The 3,426-nt window shown below is 69.4% G+C and carries 4 protein-coding genes; all 4 read left to right on the forward strand.

Going from position 1 to position 3,426, the window contains the following annotated elements:
* Positions 1–584: anthranilate synthase component II (locus tag PK606_RS10225; RefSeq protein ID WP_324563497.1), on the forward strand; the 584-nt coding region annotated here is incomplete at its 5' end.
* On the forward strand, positions 581–1,675 hold the full coding sequence (ltaE, locus tag PK606_RS10230) for a low-specificity L-threonine aldolase (protein ID WP_502920827.1): 1,095 nt from the start codon (positions 581–583) through the stop codon (positions 1,673–1,675). The genes PK606_RS10225 and ltaE, both read left to right, overlap by 4 nt.
* Before the next feature lie 35 nt (positions 1,676–1,710).
* Positions 1,711–2,391: a LysE family translocator gene (locus tag PK606_RS10235; RefSeq protein ID WP_324563502.1), complete on the forward strand. Its 681-nt coding sequence runs from the start codon at positions 1,711–1,713 to the stop codon at positions 2,389–2,391.
* 43 nt (positions 2,392–2,434) lie between these two features.
* Positions 2,435–3,426, forward strand: a 992-nt coding sequence (gene trpD / locus PK606_RS10240) for an anthranilate phosphoribosyltransferase (protein WP_324563504.1), incomplete at its 3' end; no start/stop codon positions are given.

Genomic DNA, 3,426 nt, shown 5'->3' on the forward strand with positions numbered 1-3,426 from the left:
TGCTCATGATCGACAACTACGACAGCTTCACCTACAACATCGTGCAGTACTTCGGCGAGCTGGGCGCCGAGGTCACGGTGCGGCGCAACGACGAGGTGACGCTCGATGAGCTCGACGCCATGTTCCAGCGCGGTGAATTCGAGCGCCTATGCATCAGCCCGGGGCCGTGCTCGCCCGCCGAGGCCGGCGTGTCGGTCGCCGCGATCCGGCACTTCGCCGGCAAGCTGCCGATCCTGGGCGTGTGCCTGGGCCACCAGGCCATCGGCGCGGCCTTCGGCGGCGACATCGTGCGCGCCAAGGCGCAGATGCACGGCAAGACCAGCGTCATCACCACCACGCAGCAGGGCGTGTTTGCCGGGCTGCCGAAGCAGTTTACGGTCAACCGCTACCACTCGCTGGTGATCGACCGCGCAAGCTGCCCGCCCGAACTGGAGATCACCGCCACCAGCGAGGACGGCGAGATCCAGGGCGTGCGCCACACCGGCTACGACCACGTGGTGCGCATCGAAGGCGTGCAGTTCCACCCCGAAAGCATCCTGACCGAGCATGGGCACGCGATGCTGGCGAACTTCCTGGAGCCATGATGAGCCCGTCACAGCAGCCCCTGGTCGACCTGCGCAGCGACACCGTCACGCGCCCGACGCCGGCCATGCGCGCCGCAATGATAGCCGCCGAGCTGGGCGACGACGTGTTCGGCGACGACCCGACCGTGAATGCGCTGCAGGCGCGCATCGCCGCCATCACCGGCAAGCAGGCAGCGCTGTTCATGCCCTCGGGCACGCAGAGCAACTTCTGCGGCATCCTGGCGCACTGCGGGCGCGGCGACGAGTACATCGTTGGCCAGCTCGCGCACACCTACCGCTACGAGGGCGGCGGCGCGGCGGTGATGGGCGGCGTGCAGCCGCAGCCGCTGGTGCAGGATGCCACCGGTCGCATGAGCCTGACCGACATCGCCGCCGCCATCAAGCCCGACGATCCGCACTTCGCCCGCACGCGCCTGCTGTGCCTGGAGAACACCTGGAACGGCCAGCTGATGCCGGACGACTACCTGCGCGCGGCCACCGACCTGGCGCGTGAGCGCGGCCTGGCCACGCACCTGGATGGCGCGCGCCTGTTCAATGCCGCCGTCGCGTCGACCGCACCGGGACAGGATGTACTGGAGCGGGTGGCGCAGATCACCGGCCTGTTCGACAGTGTCTCGGTCTGCTTCAGCAAGGGCCTGGGCGCACCGATCGGTTCGGCGCTGTGCGGTTCGCACGAGCTGATCGCCCGCGCGCGCCGCATCCGCAAGATGGCCGGTGGCGCGATGCGCCAGGCCGGCCTGCTGGCCGCCGCCGCCCTGCATGCGCTGGATCACCATGTCGAGCGCCTGGCCGACGACCATGCGCTGGCCGAGCGGCTGGCCAAGGGGTTGAGCGGCATCGAAGGCATCAGCGTGCGCTCGGCCGCGACCAACATCGTCTTCGCCGACGTCGCCGGTGACCGCGCCCCGGCGCTGCTGGAGCATCTGCAGGCGCAGAACATCCTGGCCACCGGGCTGATCGGCCTGCGTTTCGTCACCCATCTGGACGTCGATGCCGCCGGCATCGACCGCACCGTGGCGGCAGTGCGCGCGTTCTTCGGTCAGCCGGAAGGGTTGAAAGACGCGACGGGCGCGGCGTCGGGACCCTACTGAGCACGGCCATCGAGAGACCACGCGAGCTGCCCACGATGCCCGACCTCCATCAGCTGCTGCTGTTCCTCGCTGCCGGCCTGGTGCTGAACCTGACACCCGACCCCGACGTGATGCTGATCGTCGCCAACGCCGTGCGCGCCGGTGCGCGGGCCGGCGTGGCTGCCGCGCTGGGCATCTCTGCCGGCTGCCTGGTGCATGTGGCGGCTGCGGCGCTGGGGGTGTCGGCCCTGCTGGCGGCCAGCAGCACGGCGTTCTCGGTGCTGAAGTGGCTCGGCGCGTTGTACCTGGTGTGGGTGGGCGCGCAGATGCTGCGCTCGGCCTTGATGGGACATGCTTCCAGGGCGGTGGCAGTCGGTGCCGGCGCGGCCGGTGCCGGCTGCGGCACGGGCTCGGAGTTGCCGCTGTCCGCCGTATTCCGCAGCGGCTTCCTGACCAACGTGCTGAACCCCAAGGTGGCCCTGTTCTTCCTCGCCTTCGTGCCGCAGTTCATCGCGCCGGGTACTGCGAACGCAGGCTGGGTGTTCCTGGCGCTGGGCCTGCTGTTCACCGCCGGCAGCCTGGTGGTGTGCATCGGTTGGGCGCTGGCGGCCAGCTGGGCCGCGCGCCGGGCCGGGGCGCTGCAGCGCGTGCTGCGCTGGCTGGACGGCGTGGCGGGCGGCGTGTTCGTGGCCTTCGGCGTCAGGCTGGCCTTCACCGACTCCCCGGCCGGCCGCTGACCGGTTTCGTTCTTCCTTCCAATTTCTTCCAAGCGAGCTTTACATGCCCATCACCCCCCAGGAGGCGCTGCAGCGCACCATCGAACACCGCGAGATCTTCCACGACGAGATGCTGGACCTGATGCGCATGATCATGCGCGGCGAGATCTCGCCGCTGATGGTGGCGGCCATCACCACCGGCCTGCGCGTGAAGAAGGAAACCATCGGCGAGATCACCGCCGCCGCGCAGGTGATGCGCGAGCTGTCGAACAAGGTGCAGGTGGCCGACACCCGGCACCTGGTCGACGTGGTGGGCACCGGCGGCGACGGCTCGCACACCTTCAACATCAGCACCTGCTCGATGTTCGTCGCCGCTGCCGCCGGTGCGCGCGTGGCCAAGCACGGCGGGCGCAGCGTGTCGAGCAAGAGCGGCAGCGCCGACGTGCTGGAGGCGCTGGGCATGAACATCAACCTCCAGCCCGAGCAGATCGCACGCAGCGTCGCCGAGACCGGCGTCGGCTTCATGTTCGCGCCCAACCACCATCCGGCGATGAAGAACGTGGCGCCGGTGCGCAAGGAGATGGGCGTCAAGACCTTCTTCAACATCCTGGGGCCGCTCACCAACCCGGCTGGCGCGCCCAACATCGTGATGGGCGTGTTCCACCCCGACCTGGTCGGCATCCAGGTGCGCGCGCTGCAGCGCCTGGGCGCCGAGCATGCGCTGGTGGTCTACGGCCGCGACGGCATGGACGAGGTCAGCCTGGGTGCCGCCACCATGGTGGGCGAGCTTAAGGACGGTGAGATCAGCGAGTACGACATTCACCCCGAGGACTTCGGCATGCAGATGCAGAGCAACCGCAGCCTCAAGGTGGCCACGCCCGAGGAGTCGTTGGCCATGCTGCGCGGCGTGCTCGACAACCAGGACGGGCCGGCCAAGAACATCGTCATCATGAATGCCGGCGTGGTGCTGTACGCGGCTGGCGTGGCGTCCACCATGAAGGCCGGCATCGACCGCGCGCGGGCGGCGATCGAGACCGGCGCCGCCAGGGCCAAGCT

Origin of the sequence: Ottowia sp. (assembly GCF_035444425.1) — a bacterium.
Classification (GTDB): domain Bacteria; phylum Pseudomonadota; class Gammaproteobacteria; order Burkholderiales; family Burkholderiaceae_C; genus Ottowia.

Excerpts from the sequence above, each read along its gene's own strand:
- PK606_RS10235 (WP_324563502.1), top strand. The coding sequence starts at position 1,711 with ATGCCCGACCTCCATCAGCTGCTGCTGTTCCTCGCTGCCGGCCTGGTG.
- ltaE (WP_502920827.1), top strand. The coding sequence starts at position 581 with ATGATGAGCCCGTCACAGCAGCCCCTGGTCGACCTGCGCAGCGACACC.